Here is a 17,979-nt window from a genome sequence, read left to right as displayed (position 1 = left end):
CCGGGATCCCGCGCCGCATGAGTACGTGTACTCACCCGGGGGAGGCTCCCAGTTGAGCGTCAGGGGGGATGCGTGTGAAGGACCAGGGGCTGCCCGCGGCTGTGGTGAACCTGCTGCTGGGGGACGGCGAGGTCACGCCGAAGGCGATCGAGACAACCGCCCTGGAGATGGCCCGCACCGGCCGGCTGAAGGCCGAACACAAGGCGGACGGCACGGTGACCGTACGGCCGGTCCCCGGGAAGGCCGGCCGGTTGTCGCTGCGCCCCTTCGAGAAACTCCTGGTCGAACGTGTCCGGCACCGCTGCCGCAACGGTGTCGACCGCGTCCCCGTGGAAGCTCTCGGGCCAGGGGACGGTGACGAGTTCTGGGTGTGGTGGCGCGGCTTTCAGCAGAGCGTCCGCGAAGAGGCCAGGGCCCGGAACCTGATACGGCCGGCACGCAACACCTACCTGACCCTGCTGTTGCGGACCACCGTGCTCGTGGCCTGGTTCGGGTCTCTGTACGCCGTCTGGCCGTGGTGCCCGCCGTGGGCGCGTGCGGTTCTCCTCGTCGTCGTGCCCGTGAGTGCGGTGGCAGCGGTGCAGCGGCCCCCGTTCCGGGTCCGGTCCGGCCCCCGGCTGACGGCCGCCGGCCGACAGGCCGCACGGGAGGTGCGGAACGGCCCCGACGCGGCAGCGCACCGGCTGCCGAAACGACAGGTGGGAGCGGACGGTCCCGAGTCGGCGCTGCCCGTCCGGGAGTCGCGCCGGATCTGGTCCTCGTACGGCAGGTCCTGGCATGTCGTGGACACAGCGCCGCTGGACCCGCCGCGCTGGGGCCACACCTGGCAGCTCGTCATGCTGTGCGTGACCGTCTGCGCCGTCGCCACCACCACGCTGATCGCCACCCTGACCGGGCACATCCCCCACGGCGGGGCGCTCGTGGCGGCCACGGTTCTGGTCGGTGCGCTGCTCTGGGTCCTGCTGCTGCCCGCCCGGCGCCGTGTCCTGGCCGTTCCCGCCGAGTCGAGGTTTCGCGGGGTCGTCATCTCCCGCTGGGACTACGACACCCACTACGACGACCCCCTGACCGACATCACGCACTACTGCTGCGCGATCGAGGACCCCGCGTCACACCAGGCCTGGTCCTTCGAGGTCCACCGGTGGAGCCGGCCGATGTTCTCGGGCAGGAAGAACCAGGAGTTGGCGGACCGGTTCCGGGTGGGCGACGTCGTCGACGTCCATTGCAGTCCCCGTAGGCGCCGGGTCCACCGGATCAGCGTGATCGAGGCCGTGCCACGCTGACCGCCCGGCCTCCCTGCGAGCCGCCGGACCGGTCACCGGTTCTTGTCGAACCATCCCATCGACCGGCCGACGCCCGCGCCGAAGAAGAGGATGCCGAGAGGAACGACCGTGAACCAGAGGGGCGCGGCTTTCACGGCCGCGAGCAGGGCGATGGAGGCGATGGCCAGCGCCAGCAGGACGAGCATGCCCACCAGGACACGGATCTTGGAAACCAACGGAGCACTCTCCCATGTTCGGCCGGGCTCGGTTGGCCGGACGGCGCTCGCTGCACCGCGGCTCCGCCCGGAAACCCAGGAGGTGAGTCTCCCAACCGCTGCCTTCCGGGGCGTTCGTAGAACTACGTATTCGCCTACTTAGGTTCACCGGCCTCCGCCCTTGGGCGTCTCACAAGGCGCCGTTCAGGCCGTGGGCCGGCCAAAGGGATGACCTAGTATCCGAATTGACTGGTAACAGACGGTGTGCTCGTTCGTGTGCACCTCCATGCGGAGGAGGAGGGCCACTTGCCCCCCAAGGATCAGGCCAGGGGGAACGGTGCCGTTCTCGTCGGCAGACAGGCGCAGACCGAGTGTCTTGCCGCGGTGGTCAGGGATCTGGCCGACGGTCGGGGAGTGGTCCTGGAGGTCGCCGGAGAGCCGGGGATCGGGAAGACCACCGTGCTCGGTCTGCTCGCCGAGCGGGCCGCAGAGGCGGGGGCCCTCGTGGTGCGAGCCCACGCCACGCGCGGTGCGACACGCCCCGGCCAGATCATCACCGAGATCCTGGAAGCCGTGGCGGGGCGGGACCCCTCGACGGAGCGGGAGCCCGACGCCGAGCTGCGGAGCGTGCTGGGGCGCTGGGCGGCGCGCCGCGGTGGCGTGCTCGTCCTCGACAACGTGCACCTGTGCGACGAGGACTCCGCGAGACGGATCGCGCAGCTGGTGCGGACACCTCCGCCCGGACCGTTCGTGCTGGCGTTGGGGCACCGTCCACGGCAGTCCGGCCCGGTGCTGAGAGAAGCGCTCGAACACGGGGTGGAGACCGGCTCGGTCGTCCGCATCGCCCTCTCCTCCCTGGACGTCCGGGCGATCTCCGATGTCCTCGGTCCGGAGGGCCGCTGCACCGACGTGCACTCCCCGCCTGCCGTCCCCCGCCCGGCGCCCGACCACGCCTACAGCGAGTGGCGCACCCCGGAGGCCCCCGTGGTCGACGGCACCTACGTCGAGCAGCTGCACGCCGCTTCCGGCGGCAACCCCCGGATGCTGCGCATCCTGCTCGCGGCGCGGTGGGACCCGGACGAGTGGCCGCTCAGTGCCGGTCCCGACCGGGACGGCATGCTCCGGGCCGCCGTCCCCGTCGTCACCGAGCTGGACGCCCTCACCGCTGACGCCGCCCACTCGGTCCAGGCGGCCGCCGTTCTGGGTGAATCCTTTCTTCCGGGGGACGTCGCCGCGGTCTCCGGTCTCGGTCCGGAACGCACTCTCGCGGCCTTCACCGAGCTCGTCGACGCCGACGTGATCCAGCCGCTGCCCTGGGGCGGCGGCTACACCTTCCGGCATCCGGTACTCGGCCACGTCGCCCTGGCACACGCTTCGCCCGCCCCGCGCGTCGAGGCGCACCGACGGGCCATGGATCTGCTCACCGCTCGACGGGCCCCCGCGCTCCTGCGGGCCCGGCAGGCCGAGCACCTGGTGGGTGCGGGCCGCGCCGAGGACCGGCAGGTGCTGGTCGACGGTGCGGCGGAGGCGATGGCCAAGTCCCCGGCCACCGCGGCCCGTTGGCTGCGGCTGGCGCTGGACCACCTGCCCGCCGGGGCGCGGATCAGCGCTCCCCGTGCTCTGCTGGTGCTCGACCAGTGCCAGGCCCTCAGTGCCGTGGGCCGACTCCAGGAGGCCCGCTCCCTGGTGCACGAGCTGCTTCGGCACCGGGCGGATCTCTCCGAGGACCTGCTGCTGAGGACCTACGCGGTCTGCGGAGAACTGGAGCGGCTGCTGGGCCGCCACCAGGAGGCCGAGGCGGTGGTCCGGGCGGCGCTCGGTCTCGTACCCCGCCCGCTGCCGGTTCCGCTCCCGCCGTCGGCGGTCGAGCTGATCACCGCGTACGGGCGGGTGCAGTTGTTCCGGGGTGCCTACGGCGAGGCCCGTGACGTGGTCCGGGAAGCGGTGGACGCCGTCGGGACCGTCGACCCGGCCGTGCCCTACCTGAGGGCCCTCGCCGCCCTCGGCGACACCCAGCTCGGGCTGTTCCCGGAGGCCGTCGCGGAGGTCACCGAGTGCGCGCGGATCGTGGACGCCCTGCCGGACACCGAGGCCGTCACCCTCCCCGACGTCCTGGCGATGCTCGGCTGCGCGGAGCTGTTCCAGGAGCGGTTCCTCGACGCGTACCGGCATCTGGAACGAGGTCTTCAGGCGACCACCGGTGCCACCCGGCGGTTGATCCGGATCAACCAACTGGTTGCGCTGTGCCACCTCGACCAGGTGACGGGGCGTCTGGAGACGCTGTGCCGCCGTGCCGAGGAGGCCCGTCTGCTCGCCCGGACGAGCGGGGTCGACGAAGCCGCCGGCCTCGCCATGCTCCTCCGGGCGACGGGGCTGCTCTGGACACGTCCGCGGCGGGACACCGACAGGCTCCTCGAACTGGCCGGCGAGGGCTACTCCCTCGCCGTGCGCAAACGGGGGTGGCGGGCAGCCGTGGCCGTGGGCCTGCGCGCCCAGGCCCAGTTCGTCGGCGGGGACCCGGAGGGCTGTCTGCGCACCCTCGTCGAGGGGGGCGGCCCGCGGCTGGAGCTGCTCCTGCGTGCCTGGCAGCCCTCCCTCCTGGCCCTCGCCGGCGTCGCGGCACTGCGGTGCGGGGACATCGACGGCGCGCGTGACTGGGTCGGGACGGGGGAGACCGTGGCCGCACAGCTCGGGCTGCCGCTGCAACAGCACCACGTGCGCAGGGCCCGGGCCGAACTCCACGCGGCCGAAGGCGAACACGCGCTGGCGGCGGAGCTGTTCTTCGAGGTCGCGGAGTCGTTCCGCCGCGCCGGCCTCCCGCTGGAACACGCCTGGACCCTGGTGACCGGGGTGCCCTCGGTCCACGCGGCCCACGGCACGCAGCAGGCGCTGGAGTGGCTCGACACGGCGGGAAAGGCCGCCCGGGCCTGCGGAGCCCAGCGGATCCTGGAGGAGGCGGCAAGGATCAGAAGCCAGCTGACCGCGTCCTGCACCACCGCCGGTGCTCCGGTCGCGACGGTGCAGGAGGGGAGCGTCCGGGCTGCGGTGGCTCTTCTCACCGAGCGGGAGCGGGAGATCGCGGAACTGGCGGCGGGAGGCAAGCGCACCAAGGAGATAGCGGAGGAACTCTTCGTCAGCTCCAGGACGGTCGAAGCCCACCTCGGCCGCATCTACCGCAAGCTCGACATCCCCTCCCGCGCGGCACTGCCACGCGCACTGGGCGCGGTGGTCCACCGGCCGCCCGTCCGACCGGTCCCCTCGGACTGATCGCGGTCGGGGCCGGCGTCGGTCGGCGGACCGGAGCCGGTCAGCTCCCGCTCCGGTGCACCGGCCGCGGGTGCGCCGCGGTGCGTGTCTCCAGGGCGTGCAGTACGGCCACCATGTCCTCGTCGCCGTGGCCCTGCTCCACGGTCTCGCCGAACAGGGCGTGGCAGACGTCCAGGAGCGGGGAGGCGACACCGGTCCTGCGGGCCGCCTCGGCGATCAGGCGGTTGTTCTTGAGGACGTCCGCCGCTCCGGCCTGGACCGCGAAGTCGCGGGCCAGCAGCTTGGGCGTCTTCATCCGGGACACGGAGCTGGCCATCGGACCCGCGTCCAGGACGTCCCGGATCAGCGCCGGGTCGAGTCCCTGCCGTGCGGCGAAGTGGAACGCCTCGGTCAGACCGGTGACCAGGGTGATCAGGAACAGGTTCACCGAGAACTTGGTCAACAGCGCGTCCGGGACGGGACCGCAGTCGAACGCCTCCCGGCACACGGGGGACAGCAGCGGGCGTACGGCCGCCACGGCGTCGGCGTCCCCCGCCAGCATCGCCACCAGCTCGCCCCGCTCGGCCGGCACCCGGGAACCGGACACCGGCGCCTCGACGTACCGCCCGCCCGCGGCCCGGACGTCGTCCTGGAGGCCGGCCGAGTACTCCGCCGAGGTCGTCCCCATGTGGACGACGGTCCGGCCGGACACGCGGGCCGGGAAGTCGGGGGTGCCGCGTCCCAGGACCGCGTCGACGGCGGTCTCGTCGGCGAGCATGAGGAACACCGTGCCGGCCCGTTCGAAGACCTCGGCCGCGCTCGCCGCGACCTCGGCGCCCGCGGCACGCAGGGGAGCGCACCTGGCCGGGGACCGGTTCCAGACGACCAGCGGGGTCCCCGCACGCGCGAGGTTGAGCGCCATGGGCTGCCCCATGACGCCCAGCCCGACGAAACCCACGTACGCCATGACGCTCCACCGCTTCCGTCGACTATGACCGCCGTCATAGTAGTCGGGATTATGACGACGGTCATAGAGTGGGGACCGGAAGATCGAGGAGCGGGAGGCCGGACATGGCGGTGTCCGAACGCGGACCACGCGAGCGGATGGTCTTCAGCGCGGCCCAGCTGATCCGGCGCGGCGGGGTCTCGGCCGCCGGGATGCGGGACGTCGCCGAGCACGCGGGTGCGCCGCGCGGCTCGCTCCAGCACTACTTCCCCGGTGGCAAGGAACAGCTGGTCAACGAGGCCCTGGGCTGGGCCGGGCGGTACGCCGCGGGGCGCGTCGCCCGTTTCCTGGCCGCCCTGCCCGCACCGACGCCGAGCGGGCTGTTCGCCGAGATGGCGCGCCAGTGGACCGACGAGTACGAGACGTCCGGGTTCGCGGGCGGCTGCCCGGTCGCCGCCGCCACGGCGGACTGCGCCGAGCGCGTCGACTCCACCCGGGAGGCCGCGTCCGCCGCCTTCGCCCAGTGGCACGGCGCGGTGGCGGCGGCCCTGGCGGACATGGGCGTACCGCCGGAACGGGCCTCCGCGCTCGCCACGCTCATGCTCAGCTCCCTGGAGGGGGCGATCCTCCTCGCCCGCGCCGAGCGGGACGTCCGCCCCCTGACGACGGTCACCCGGGAACTCGCCCCGCTGCTCGACGCCGCGGTGACGCGTTGACGTGCCGGCGCCGACGTCCGAACAGCACGTCAGGGCCCTGTGTTGGCCGGTTCGCCCACCGGATCTGACGCATTTCCTCCCGTGCCCTCCCCCCCGGGAACAGCGGGCCGCCCCGACCTGGTTGCATCGGGCGAGTGATTCACGACGTATCTCTGCTGGAGGACTGTTTTCATGACTGACCGGCCCTTGACGCTCATGGCGGTGCACGCGCACCCCGACGACGAGGCCACCGGAACCGGAGGGGTCCTCGCGCGGTACGCCGCGGAAGGTGTCCGCACGGTTCTCGTGACCTGTACCGACGGCAGCTGCGGTGACGGACCAGGGGGCGTCAAGCCGGGCGACCCCGGACACGATCCGGCGGCGGTCGCCGCGCTGCGACGGCAGGAACTCGAGGAGAGCTGCGGGGTCCTGAAGGTCACCGATCTGGAGATGCTGGAGTACGCCGACTCCGGGATGGCGGGCTGGCCCGGCAACGACGCCCCCGGGTCCTTCTGGCAGACCCCCGTGGAGGAGGCCGCGGCCCGGCTCGCCGAGCTCATGCGGCACTACCGGCCCGATGTGGTCGTCACCTACGACGAGAACGGCTTCTACGGTCACCCCGACCACATCCAGGCGCACCGCATCACCATGGCGGCACTGGAGCTGGTCGACCTGACACCGAAGGTGTACTGGACCACGATGCCCCGCTCGGCGATGGGGCGGTTCGGCGAGATCATGCGCGAGTTCGGCGAGGACGTGCCGGAGCCGGATCCCGCCGAGGCCGCCGCGATGGCCGAGATCGGCCTGCCCGACGACGAGATCACCACGTGGGTGGACACCACCGCGTTCAGCGACCAGAAGTACGACGCGCTGGCCGCGCACGCCAGTCAGGGCGAGAACATCTTCTTCCTCAGGATGGGCAAGGAGCGGTTCGGCCAGTTGATGGGCACGGAGACCTTCCTGCGTGTCCAGGACCCGACCGGAACGCCCGTACCCGAGAACGACCTCTTCGCCGGACTGCGCTGACCCGCGCGGGAGCGCCCCGTAGGCCACGAGGGCGACCCCCCGGCCGTGACTGCGGCGGTCACCTCTCGGTGTGGCGCAGGCTGCCCCTGCCGCCACACCGGTGGCCCGTGTTCCAGCCCAAGGAGAGGTTCATGCCCTTCATGCCCCGACTCCCGCATCTGGCCGCCGTCGCCGCGGCCGCCGTCGCCCTCGGCCTGCTCGCGACGGCCCCCGCGTCCGGTGACGAGCCGCTCGTGTCGCACCCCCGGGTGGTCGCCCACTTCGACTTCGCCGCGGGCGAGACCCCCGAGAACATCGCCGTCGAACCCGACGGCTCCGCCGACCTGACCTTCGCCCTCGCCCGCCAGGTCGCCAACGTCACCCGGCACGGGGACATCCGCGGACGCGTCACCCTGCCCGCCGTCGCGAACCCGAACACCCCCATCGTCCACAACGCCATCGTGCTCGGCATCGCCCGCGCCCACGACGGCACCCTCTACGTCGTCTACGCCACCGGCACCAGCGCGACCGGCGTCTGGCGCATCCCGGCGGGCGGCGGCACGCCCCGGCAGATCGCGAAGCTGCCGGCCGACGGGCTGCCCAACGGCCTCGCCCTCGACGAGCACCGGGGCGTGCTCTACGCGGCCGACTCGGTACGGGGAACCGTCTGGCGGGTGCCGGTGACCGGCGGTCCGCGCGTCGCCTGGGCCACGGGCACGGCTCTCACCCCGGTGCCGTCCGGAAGCGGCTTCGGCGCCAACGGCATCAAGGTCCACGACGGCGCGGTCTGGGTGTCCAACACCGACCGCGGCACGCTGCTGCGCATTCCGGTACGCCCCGACGGCTCCGCGGGTCCGGTCCGCACCCGGGCGACCGGGCTCGTCGGCATCGACGACTTCGCCTTCGTCTCCCACCACCACGACACCGTCCTGGCCGCGATCAACAGCACCAGCCAGGTCGTCGTGGTGCGTCCGGACGGGACCCACTCCGTCGTGCTCACCCAGCAGGACGGCCTCTCGAACCCGACCTCCGTGGCCGTACGCAAGCGGACGGTCTACGTCCCCAGCGCCTCGTACTTCGCCGCCGTTCCGGACCCGAACCTGCTGCTGGCCCGGCTCCACCGCCGGTGAGCGCCGGCCCGGTGGACTCCGGTCCGGCATGAGGGAAGGGGCGGGCCGCATTCCGGGCCCGCCCCTCGTGCTGGGCTGCCCCAACTACAGGGCGGTGAACGTCCACAGCAGGTTGGTGCTGGAGCCGTACGTCCACTGCTTGGTGACCGAGCCGGACGACACGTTGCCACCGCCGTCCAGGACCAGCCCGGTGGTGCGGTTGGCGATCGAGTAGCGGCCGTCTCCGCGATGGGTGATCTGCCACTGCTGGTTGCTGCCGCCGTTCCACGCGGCCTCGCGGGCGGGGGAGCCGTCGTCCGTGGCGCCCCAGCCGTCGGCGACCATGCCGTTCGTGCGGTTGACGAGCTTGTAGTAGCCGCCGCCGACCTCGACCACCTGCCACTGGAGGTTGGTGCTGCCGTCCCAGGCCCACTGCTTGAGGTTGGAGCCGGAGGCCACGTTGCCGCCGCCGTCCAGCGCCAGCCCGTTCGTCACGTTGACGAGCTGGAAGTACGGCGACGGGTTGAACTGCACCTTCAGTGACGTCACCGCGTCGTTGTTGCCGGTGGTGCGCAGATCGGCGTTGTCGGCGGTGAAGGTCCAGGCGGTGCCGGTGAAGTTGTCGCCGGAGTAGCCGATGACCTGGTGGCCCGGGGCGAGCCGCAGGGAGGACAGGGTGCCCGTGCCGAGCCCGGCCAGGGTCAGGGCGTCGGCGGTGTAGTCGCCGATCCCGAGCACGGTGCCGGTGCCCGCGTAGTTGACGTCCTGGAAGGCCACGGCTCCGGCCACCGGCCGCAGGCTGGGTATCTGGCCGGTGAAGGTCAGCTTCAGCACGTACGCGTTGGCGCTGAACGGTGCCGACGACGGCAGGGCGACCGTGAGACCGCTCGCGCTCTGGGCCGGGGTCGGCAGGGTGGTGTAGGTACCGGCGGTCGAGTTGAGCAGCTGGACCGACTGGAGTGAGGCGACGTTCATCCGCGCGGAGTTGAGCGTCTTGATGGTCAGGGAGCTGCCGGGCCAGCCGAGAACGGTGGCGTACAGCACGGTGTTGGCCTTGTTGCGGGTGAAGCGGATGTCCTGGGCCGTGCCGGCGGTCGGGTTGGTGAAGGCTCCGCCGCCCATCTTCGTGGGGCCCTCGCCGTACGCCGTCCACGCCCGGGTGTCGTAGACCGACTCCCCGAAGCGCTTGAGGTAGTCGCCGATGGCCAGCAGGACGTCCTTCTGGCCCTGCGGGATGGTCCCGTCGGCCATGGGCGCGATGTTCAGCAGCATGTTGCCGTTCTTGCTGACCCGGTCGATCAGCGCGTGGAGCATCTGCTGGGTGGAGTAGTAGCCGATGCCCTGCGTGTAGCACCAACTCGAGCTGGAGATGCTGTCGTCGGTCAGCCAGTAGGGGTCGGTGAGGTCGCCCGGGCCGCCACGCTCGTAGTCGAAGACCTCGCCGTGGCCGTTGAACCCGTCCTTGTAGGTGGCGACCACCTCTTTGCCCCAGGAGTTGGCCTGGTTGTAGTAGTAGGACAGGAAGTTGAGCCGCTGCTGCTCGTCGACGGCGGTGAGATCGAAGTCCTGCCAGAGGATGTCCGGCTGCGCCCGGTCGATGACCTCCTTGAGCTTGTCGTACCAGAGCTGGTTCTCGGCCGCCGAACCCAGCTGCCCGTAGAGCTTCTTCAGGCTCGCGTCGGTCTGCGCGGGGGCGTGGTCGTAGTAGCCGTTGAAGTTGTAGGCGTGGTGCATCGCCACCAGAAGCTTCAGGTTCCTGGCGCGGATGGCGTCGGTGAACAGCCGCAGCAGGTTCAGGCCGGGGCCCTTGCCCACGGAGTTCCACTCGTTGACCTGGCTGTCCCACATGGAGAAGCCGTCGTGGTGCTCGGCGACCGGGCCGGCGAACCTCGCTCCGGCGTCCACGAAGAGCTGCGCCCACTCGTTCGGGTCGAAGGCGCCGCCCGCCGACTTGAGCTTCGGGGCGAACTGCACGGTGTTGCCCGCCAGGTCCTTCGCCCCGTTGATGAAGTTGTGGTACGGCCAGACCGAGGGGTTGCCGTAGGTGGCCTTGTGATGCGTGTTGGCGTTGCTCCCGCTGATGTACATGTTGCGCGGGTACCACTCGCTGTCGTACGCCGGGACGCTGAACACGCCCCAGTGGAAGTAGATGCCGAACTTGGCGTCACGGAACCACTCGGGGGACGCCGGATGCTGGTTCACGGAGTTCCACGAAGGGGTGTACGTGGCGGGGGCGGCCAGGGCACGGCCGGCGGCGAAGGCGTCGGCGGTGACCGCGGCCGCCACGACGGCCGTGGCGCCGGCGACGAACTGACGTCTGCTGAGCGAACTCGACATGGGACATCCCTGGTGCGGTGGGGGACACGGAGACCCGGAAGCCGGATGTTACGGATGAAGGTCGGCCCTGTGTCGGGTCCGTGTCAACAAGTGTGCAGGGATGAATACCGGAGTTTGACTGGCCGTTACGAGTATTTCAGCGGTTATGGACCGATTCTCAGCTCTCAGACATCACATGAATCATGCTTTGGCGTAGACCTGTCGAGCCGGGCCGTATCATCAACATCGCTGAACGGCGGTGGAAGGAGTTCGGGGTGTCCCTGACGGACAAGGCCATCGAGCAGATCCGGGAACTCATCCGTTCCGGTGCGCTGCCTCCCGGCTCGAAGCTGCCGCCGGAACCTGACCTCGCGGCTCAGCTGGGCCTGTCCCGCAACCTCGCCCGCGAGGCGGTCAAGGCGCTGGCCGTCGCCCGGGTCCTGGAGGTGCGGCGGGGCGACGGCACCTATGTCACCAGCCTCCAGCCGAGCCTGCTCCTGGAGGGCCTCGGCGGCGCGGTGGAACTCCTCCAGGGCGACGCGGGTGCCCTGCGGGACCTGATGGAGGTGCGGCGGCTCCTCGAACCGATGGCCACCGCGCTCGCCGCGACCCGTATCTCCGACGAGCAACTGGCCGAAGTGAAGCAGCACTTGGACGCCATGCGCGAGGCGCGCGAGGATGTCGAACTGCTCAACGCCCATGACGCGGCGTTCCATCGCGCGGTCGTGTCGGCCACCGGCAACGAGTCCCTGCTCACGCTCCTGGAGGGGGTCTCCGGCCGCACCCTGCGGGCCCGCATCTGGCGTGGCCTGGTCGACTCACAGGCCGCGGGCCGCACCCTGGCCGAGCACGAGGCGATCTTCGCCGCCCTGTCCCGCCGGGACGCCACGCTCAGCCAGGCCACCGCGCTGGTGCACGTCAGCAACACCGAGGAGTGGCTGAGGGCCCACCTGGAGGCCGACGCAGCCGACACCGCCACCGCCACTGACGCCTGACGCCGGCACCGGGTGGGCCCGGTGCCGGCGCGAACTCCCCTGTCAGCAGTACAGGTTGCCCCCGGGAGCGACCCCGAGGATCGACGTGAACCGGTTGTAGGCGTCCACCCGGCTCTGCACCTGGGCCGGGTTGCGGCCGTCGCACTCCAGGGACCCGTTGATCGAGCGGATCGTCTGGCCGAACCCGGCCTGGTTCACCATGGCGTTGTGCGGGGTCATGGTGCCGGGACCGGACTGGGTGTTCCAGTACCAGAGGCCGGTCTTCCAGGCCACGGCGGAGTCGTTCTGCACCAGCCAGGGGTTGCCCAGCAGATCGATCCCCAACGCGTCGCCCGCCGCCTTGTAGTTGAAGTTCCACGACAGCTGGATGGGTCCGCGCCCGTAGTACGCGGCCTGTCCGGCCGGGCAGCCGTACGGCTGCCCGGCGTCGCAGTAGTGCGGGTAGTTGGCGGTGTTCTGCTCGACGATGTACACCAGCCCACCGGTCTCGTGGTTCACGTTGGCGAGGAAGGCCGCCGCCTCCTGCTTCTTCACCGTGTCGCTGCCGGTGTGGGCGAAGCCGGGGTAGGCGCTGAGCGCCGCGACCAGACCGCTGTAGGTGTAGAAGGAGTTCCGGCCCGGGAACATCTGGTTGAACTGCGCCTCGCTGACCACGAATCCGGACGGGGTGCTGCCGCCGCCGCTCGCGGGCGCGTTCCACTTCTGGTTGGCGGTGCCGGAGCACGTCCAGATCTGGAGCCGGGTGCCGTTGGCGCTGTTGTTGTCGCGGACGTCCAGGCACTTGTTCGCGGCCGGGTTGACGATGTCCCGCGCGCCGGAGACCACCCACTGCTGGTTGGCACCGCCCGAGCAGTCCCACAGTTGTACGGCCGCCCCGTCGGCGGTGCTGCGGTCGGCGACGTCCAGACACTTGCCGAGCGCCCTCAGGGTCCCGTCGCCGGGGTTGGACCAGATCTGGGCGCCGGTGCCGTTGCAGTCGTAGAGCTGGACGGCCGTGCCGTTGGCGGTGGACGCGCCCGCCACGTCGACGCACTTGCCGGCCAGGCCGGTGATGGTGCCGGAGGCGGCGTGCGCGGGGGTCACCGTGAGCAGTGCGGTGAGCACGGCGGCGAGGACGGCGAAGACCGCGAAGCGGCCTCGGCGGAGGAATGCGGACATGGGGGAGCACGCTCCTTGCGGGGGTGGGGGAGGCCGCCCCTGCCGTGCGGGAGGGGCGGCCGACGGACGGAGCTCTACGGGTAGCTGGTCAGATTCGCCACGTTGGTCGCGGAGTTGGACGGACCGCCGGTGCCGTTCACGACGTGCCGGATGGTGCCGGTGCCGCCGAGGGAGACCGTCACCATGCCCTGGAAGCGCACGCCGGCCGTGTTCGGGGCCTCGATGGCCCGCTCGGCCACGACACCCGGGTTCACGTTGAAGTAGCAGTAGCTGCCGAGGCCGTAGGCCTGGTGGCTGGTCACGGAGTCGGCGACCTTGTAGGCGGCGTAGCCCTGGGTCGAACCGTTCGTCCAGGCCGCCTGGTTGGGCGGGTCGTAGGGCATCTCGTTCTGGTAGAAGTACGTGCGGCCGCCGTTGCCGTTCCAGACGGTCTGGTACTTCTGGTAGTGCTCGACGAACAGGCCGTACGCCGTGACTCCGTCACCGTTGACGATCAGGCCGGTGTCCGCGGTGTTGGTGTTCCAGCCGACGCCGCTGCCGTGGTCGGCGCGCCAGATCCACATGTGGTCGCCGATCACGTTGTCGCTGTTGATCACGAGGCTGGTGGTCGCCTTGCCCACGCCCGCGCCGCCGACGCGGAAGTACACGTCGTGCAGGGAGGTCGGGTTCGCGGCGTGGGACGCGGCGGAGCCGGCCGGTCCCACCTCCATCAGGGTGGGCGAGTTGGTGGTGCCCGCGTCGAAGAGGACGCCCGCGACCTTGACCCCGTCGACGTCGGCCACCTTCATCGCGGTGACGCCGTTGTCCGGGACGAAGGTGGCGAGGCCCAGACCGAGGACGACGGTGTTGGCGCGGTTCACCTGGAGCGTCTGGTTCAGGTGGTACACACCCGGGGTGACCAGGAGGTTCTTGCCCGCTGTCAGGGCCGCGTTGATGTCCGCGGCACTCGCACCCGGCTTCACGACGTAGAAGGTGTCCAGCGACAGGGAGCTGCCCGACGGGGAGCCGCCGGCCCAGCTGGTGCCCGTGGAGCCGGACCGCACCGACGGCACGAACACCTTGTAGGAGCCGTCGCCGTCGACGTACAGGAAGGGCTTCTCGCGGCTGACCGGGGTCTGCGCGACCGTGGTGTACGGCGGGTTGGGGAAGCTGGTGCCGGGGACGCCCTGGCTGCCGACGAAGACCATGTTCCAGTTGGATCCGGTCCAGCTGCCGAGCTGGGAGTTCCGGGTCAACCACTGCTGCTGGCTGCCCGAGTTGACCTGTCCGTCGATCTTCGTGTCCGCGAGCAGGCCGCCGCTGGACCAGCCGTTGTCGTCCAGGGCGAGGTTGCCGCGCAGATGCATCCGGCGGTAGGCGGCGGCCTGGGAGACGGCCCAACGGTCGCTGCCGTTCACGGGGTTGACGGAGAGGTTCTCGGCGCCGCGCCAGAAGTTCTGCGTCGCGTTGCCCTGGAACCAGTCGGCCTCCGCGTGCACCGCGCCGTTGACCGTGACCGCGTCCGGCGTCAGGCCGAGTCCGGCGACCTGGGTGTAGAAGCCGACGTTCGCGTCCGCGGTGTAGGAACCGGGCTTGAACAGGACGGCGTAGCGCTGGGAGCCGAACTGGTTGGTCTCCTGCTGCTGGAAGATCGAGTTCAGCCTCGACTGGATCGTCGAGGACGCCATGGAGGGATCGAAGACCACCACGTTCGGGCCGAGGTCCGGATCGCCGGCCGCCGGGGTCACCGGGACCACCTGGAAGCGCTGGGCCGCGCTGCCGTTGCACGTGTACTGCACGAACTGCACGCTGTCGGCGGTCGAGGCACCCGGATCGTCCAGGCACTTGCCGCTGTTGCGGTTGACGAACCGGTACGCGCCGCCGCCCTCGTCGACGGGCAGCCACTGCTGGTTGGTGCCGCCGCCGTAGGTCCACAGATGGACGGGCGCGCTGTCGGCGGTGGAGACGTCGGCGACGTCCACCACCTGGCTGGTGTTGTTGCGGTTGTCGATGCGGACGTAACCGTCGCTCGTGGCGGTGAATCGCCACTGCTGGGCCGTGGTGCCGTTGCAGGCGTACTGCTGGACGGCGGTGCCGTTGGCGGTGCCGGCCGATCGGGCGTCGAGACAGCGGCCGCTTGCCGCGTTCATGACAGTAGAGAAGCCGGTGGGGATCGCGGTGGCGGCGCTCGCGGGTGCGGGGGTGCACGTCAGGAGCGACGCGGCCGCCGCCGTGACGAGCGCGGCGGCGCCGAATCCGCGGAGGCGGGTGCGGGTGGGCATGCGCAGAGCCCTTCGTGGGGGTGAGGTGGTGCGAGGTGTCTGGCTGCCCCGGAACCTAAAGGTATGGACCATTTACGTCAAGAGGTGAAGTAAGGTTTGAGGGAAGGGGGTTGGCTGTCGTCGACGCCGGGGAGATCTCGATGGCGCCCGCAGGACGGGGCCGCAGGCCGACGACCAGACCCACGATCACCACCGCGATGCCCAGCCACACCGAGGGCCCCGGGGTGCCCGTGCCCGAGAGCGCGCTCACGACCGCCGCGGCCAGGGGCGCGATGCCGGTGAGCAGCCCGGCCCGTCCGGCCCCGGCCGCACGGACCGTCGAGTACCACAGGACGAACGCGACCGCCGTCACCATCAGCGTGAGGTAGCCGGCTGCCGCCCACTGACTCACCGTCACCTCCCTTACGGCCGTGGGTCCTTCGAGAGGCACGCCGAGAACGGCCAGCAGCACACCGCCGATGCACGTCGCGTGGATCGACACCCCCCAGGGCGTGTGGCGTGCCAGCACCGGCACCGCGAGCAGCGTGAACGCGGCCTCGCACCCCAGGGCAAGGCCCGCCCAGGCCACCCCGGCCGCGTCCGTGCGCCCCGTCCCCTCCACCAGCACCGCGCCCGCCATCACGACGGGCGCCGCGATCAGCACCTGCCGGCTCGGCCTGCGCCGCTCCAGCAGCGGTCCCACCACCCCGAGCACCAGCGGAACGCACGCCACCGCCACGGCGATCACCGCGGGCTCCGCGTGCGCGACACCCCGGACCACGGCCACGTTGAACAGCACCAGACCGGTGACGGCGAGCCCGGTCAGCCACAGCCACTCCCGTCCTCGCGGCCACACCGGCCGGACACCGGCGAGCCGGGCGAGGAGGACGAGGATCACGGTCGCGGCCAGGTACCGCACCGCCTGGGTGGTGAACAGCGGGGCGTCCACCAGAGTGTGCGAGACGCTGACGCTGCTCCCCACCAGGATCATCCCGATCATGCCGGGGACCAACTGGGTCAACGAGGGGGAAGGTGTGTTCATACCGCCCACCCTGCCCGCACAATGGACGCCATGGGCAGGTCCACGAAGTCACCGTCCGAGGGGTCCAAAACCCGGTCCGGCCCGCAGAGCGCCGACACCGCCGCGGGCTCGGACTTCCTCCAGCTGGACATCGGACAGGCGCCGGCCGGTGGCCGTACCGCCTGGCTCGCCGACCGGTTGCGGGCGGCCATCGCCGACGGCCGGCTCCCGGTCGGGACCCGGCTGCCCGCCAGCCGGGTCCTCGCCGGCGAGCTGCGCGTCACCCGGGGCGTGGTCACCGAGGCCTACCGCAGGCTCGCCGAGTCCGGCCAGATCGCGGGCCGCGGCCGGCTCGGCACCGTCGTCGTGGCCGCACCCGCCGCACCCGCGGCACCCGCCGCACCGCGCGAGAGCGTCGCTCCCGCCGCTCCTGGCGAGCGCGCGCCCGACGCCGCCGGACCGGGCCCGGCCCTCTTCATGTCGGCCGTCCGTGACGGCGTCGTCGACACCCTGCGCGCCCTTCCGTGCCGTATCGACCTCTCCCCGGGCCTCCCCGACCTCGCCGCCTTCCCCCGCACCGCCTGGGTGCGCGCCGAGCGGGCCGTCCTCGCGGGTGTCACCCCGGCCGACTTCGGCTACGGCGACCCCCGCGGTGCCCCCGCCCTGCGCCGGGCCGTCGTCGGCTGGCTGGCCCGCAACCGCGGCATCCGCGCCGACCCCGACGAGGTCGTCGTGGTCGCCGGCGTGGCACAGGCCCTTGCCCTCCTCGGAGGGCTGCTGAGGGAGGACGGCGTCCACCGCATCGCTGTCGAGGACCCCGGATCGCTCGGAGCGCGCCAGCAGTTGGAGTACGGCGGCCACACCGTCGTCCCCGTCCCCGTGGACGAGGGCGGACTCGACGTCGCCGCCCTGCGCGCGAGCGGTGCCCGGGCGGTGCTGACCACCCCGGCCCACCAGTTCCCCACCGGCGTCGTCCTCGACGGGGAACGCCGGCGCGAACTGCTGAGCTGGGCCGCGGAGGGCGGCGTCGTCATCGAGGACGACTACGACGCCGAGCACCGCTACGACCGGCCGCCCGTCCCGGCCCTGCGCTCACTGCTGCCGGACGGGGTCTGCTACGCGGGCAGCGTCTCCAAACTCCTCGCGCCCGCGCTGCGGGTGGGCTGGCTGCTCGTGCCGCCGGACCGGCTGGACGCCGTGGTGCGGGCGAAGCGGTACGCCGATCTCGGCAACGGCGTCCTCACCCAGCTGGTCCTCGCGCGGCTGATGGACTCCGGCGAGCTGGAACGCCATCTGCGCCACGTCCGGCTGCGCCACCGCCGGCGCCGGGACGCGATGCTGCGGGCGGTCCGGGCCCGGCTGCCCGGCGCCCGCGTCCACGGAGCCGCCGCGGGCCTGCACCTCATGGTCACCTTCGACGACCGGGAGACCGGCCTGCGGGACACCGACCTCGCCGCGGCCGCGCTGGCCCGGGGCGTCAAGGTGCACCCGTTGTCCTGGCACCGGCTCACCCCCGGCCCGCCCGGCCTGGTGCTCGGGTACGCGGCGGGCGCCGCGCACGACATCGAGGAGGGCATCGCGGTCGTGGGCGAGGCGCTGCGCGGCCTGGCCCCGACGTAACCGCTGGAAGCACCGGCAAGAAGTTCCGGCATGAAGGTCCGGCACCAAGTCCCGGCATGAACTTCCGGCATGAACTTCCGGCATGAACTTCCGGCATGAAGTCCCGGCACGCGGCCTGCGCGGCCCGCCCCGGGGCACGGCCCCCGCCTCG

The 17,979-nt window shown here is 71.7% G+C and carries 13 protein-coding genes; 7 read left to right on the top strand and 6 right to left on the bottom strand.

Going from position 1 to position 17,979, the window contains the following annotated elements; translation table 11 throughout:
- Positions 1-68 precede the first annotated feature (68 nt).
- Positions 69-1,283, top strand: coding sequence for a DUF2207 family protein (locus tag H295_RS0108360; protein WP_020134899.1), 1,215 nt, complete (start codon positions 69-71; stop codon positions 1,281-1,283).
- Positions 1,284-1,315: 32 nt separating this feature from the next.
- On the opposite strand, the gene H295_RS0108355 is transcribed toward H295_RS0108360, so the two are convergent.
- Positions 1,316-1,498 (bottom strand): hypothetical protein, encoded by a 183-nt coding sequence (locus H295_RS0108355; RefSeq protein WP_020134898.1) that lies wholly within the window; start codon positions 1,496-1,498, stop codon positions 1,316-1,318.
- Between the two features lie 285 nt (positions 1,499-1,783).
- Here H295_RS0108355 and H295_RS0108350 point away from each other — a divergent pair, with 285 nt between their 5' ends.
- Positions 1,784-4,744, top strand: a complete 2,961-nt coding sequence (locus H295_RS0108350; protein ID WP_020134897.1) for a helix-turn-helix transcriptional regulator — start codon at positions 1,784-1,786, stop codon at positions 4,742-4,744.
- A gap of 40 nt (positions 4,745-4,784) precedes the next feature.
- On the opposite strand, the gene H295_RS0108345 is transcribed toward H295_RS0108350, so the two are convergent.
- On the bottom strand, positions 4,785-5,690 hold the full coding sequence (locus H295_RS0108345) for an NAD(P)-dependent oxidoreductase (protein ID WP_020134896.1): 906 nt from the start codon (positions 5,688-5,690) through the stop codon (positions 4,785-4,787).
- Between the two features lie 104 nt (positions 5,691-5,794).
- On the opposite strand from H295_RS0108345, the gene H295_RS0108340 reads away from it, so the two are divergent.
- The 3 genes from H295_RS0108340 (at position 5,795) to H295_RS0108330 (ending at position 8,499) form a co-directional block, all read left to right on the top strand.
- Positions 5,795-6,385, top strand: a complete 591-nt coding sequence (locus H295_RS0108340; RefSeq protein ID WP_020134895.1) for a TetR/AcrR family transcriptional regulator — start codon at positions 5,795-5,797, stop codon at positions 6,383-6,385.
- A 171-nt stretch (positions 6,386-6,556) separates the two neighbouring features.
- Positions 6,557-7,390: a PIG-L family deacetylase gene (locus H295_RS0108335; protein ID WP_028809186.1), complete on the top strand. Its 834-nt coding sequence runs from the start codon at positions 6,557-6,559 to the stop codon at positions 7,388-7,390.
- A 140-nt stretch (positions 7,391-7,530) separates the two neighbouring features.
- Entirely contained in the window at positions 7,531-8,499 is a 969-nt protein-coding gene (locus tag H295_RS0108330) for an SMP-30/gluconolactonase/LRE family protein (protein ID WP_028809185.1), read from the top strand.
- 84 nt (positions 8,500-8,583) lie between these two features.
- On the opposite strand, the gene H295_RS0108325 is transcribed toward H295_RS0108330, so the two are convergent.
- The gene (locus tag H295_RS0108325; protein WP_020134892.1) at positions 8,584-10,815 is read right to left on the bottom strand and encodes an alpha-L-fucosidase; all 2,232 of its coding nucleotides are present in this window, start codon (positions 10,813-10,815) and stop codon (positions 8,584-8,586) included.
- Positions 10,816-11,069: 254 nt separating this feature from the next.
- On the opposite strand from H295_RS0108325, the gene H295_RS0108320 reads away from it, so the two are divergent.
- Positions 11,070-11,789 carry a FadR/GntR family transcriptional regulator gene (locus H295_RS0108320; RefSeq protein WP_020134891.1) on the top strand — a complete coding sequence of 240 codons (720 nt, stop codon included), beginning with the start codon at positions 11,070-11,072 and terminating at the stop codon, positions 11,787-11,789.
- A 42-nt stretch (positions 11,790-11,831) separates the two neighbouring features.
- Here H295_RS0108320 and H295_RS0108315 read toward each other — a convergent pair whose 3' ends face one another.
- The 3 genes from H295_RS0108315 to H295_RS42910 all read right to left on the bottom strand — a co-directional run bounded on the left by H295_RS0108315 (position 11,832) and on the right by H295_RS42910 (position 16,229).
- Positions 11,832-12,947, bottom strand: a complete 1,116-nt coding sequence (locus tag H295_RS0108315) for a chitinase (RefSeq protein WP_020134890.1) — start codon at positions 12,945-12,947, stop codon at positions 11,832-11,834.
- Between the two features lie 74 nt (positions 12,948-13,021).
- Positions 13,022-15,208, bottom strand: a complete 2,187-nt coding sequence (locus H295_RS0108310) for an RICIN domain-containing protein (protein WP_020134889.1) — start codon at positions 15,206-15,208, stop codon at positions 13,022-13,024.
- Positions 15,209-15,263: 55 nt separating this feature from the next.
- Positions 15,264-16,229 (bottom strand): DMT family transporter, encoded by a 966-nt coding sequence (locus H295_RS42910; protein WP_051135517.1) that lies wholly within the window; start codon positions 16,227-16,229, stop codon positions 15,264-15,266.
- 30 nt (positions 16,230-16,259) lie between these two features.
- On the opposite strand from H295_RS42910, the gene H295_RS0108300 reads away from it, so the two are divergent.
- Positions 16,260-17,828 (top strand): PLP-dependent aminotransferase family protein, encoded by a 1,569-nt coding sequence (locus H295_RS0108300; protein WP_051135528.1) that lies wholly within the window; start codon positions 16,260-16,262, stop codon positions 17,826-17,828.
- The last annotated feature ends 151 nt before the right edge of the window (positions 17,829-17,979 follow it).

It is taken from the genome of Streptomyces sp. 351MFTsu5.1, from assembly GCF_000383655.1.
Classification (GTDB): Bacteria; Actinomycetota; Actinomycetes; order Streptomycetales; family Streptomycetaceae; genus Streptomyces; species Streptomyces griseorubiginosus.
The sequence above is the reverse complement of the archived record's forward strand: the minus strand, read 5'-3'. Positions and strand labels throughout refer to the sequence as shown.